Genomic DNA, 422 nt, shown 5'->3' with positions numbered 1-422 from the left:
GGAGTGCGCGACGGACTCGAGAACGCCCTGCGTTCGCTCGCCCGTGACAGCATCGACCTCAAGGAGCGGGTGGCCCTGGTCAACCAGGCCAACGCCGTCCGGAACTGGAGCCTCACGTGACCTGTCCCTCCTGCGGCGCCTCGGTCGCCGTCGGTGCCCGCTTCTGCGAGAGCTGCGGCGCGCAGATCGGCCAGCCGGACGTCGTACCGGCTGCGCCCGCGGCCGTCGACGACCATCCGCTGGGGGACGCTCCGATCAGCGCGCCGACGCGCAAGCCCGCGTCGGCGCTGCCGGACCCGCCGCCCGTGGGCCGCCGACCCTGCACGGAGTGCGGGGGAGAGGTCGGCCCCGACCTGTACTGCCTGGAGTGCGGCACCAAGGCGCCCAGCGAACGCGACCACTTCCGTGAGCAGCCGGCGTCC

Annotated in this window: 2 protein-coding genes; both read left to right on the top strand. The window is 73.9% G+C overall.

The window, feature by feature from the left end; translation table 11 throughout:
- A partial coding sequence (locus ACOADB_RS23805; RefSeq protein ID WP_378604938.1) for a tetratricopeptide repeat protein occupies positions 1-120 on the top strand: 120 nt, incomplete at its 5' end.
- Positions 117-422, top strand: a 306-nt coding sequence (locus ACOADB_RS23800; protein ID WP_378604613.1) for a zinc-ribbon domain-containing protein, incomplete at its 3' end; no start/stop codon positions are given. The genes ACOADB_RS23805 and ACOADB_RS23800, both read left to right, overlap by 4 nt.

Origin of the sequence: Nocardioides sp. CPCC 206348, from assembly GCF_048654705.1 — a bacterium.
Lineage (GTDB): Bacteria > Actinomycetota > Actinomycetes > Propionibacteriales > Nocardioidaceae > Nocardioides.
Note: the sequence above shows the minus strand (reverse complement) of the source record. Positions and strands in the feature narration are given on the sequence as shown.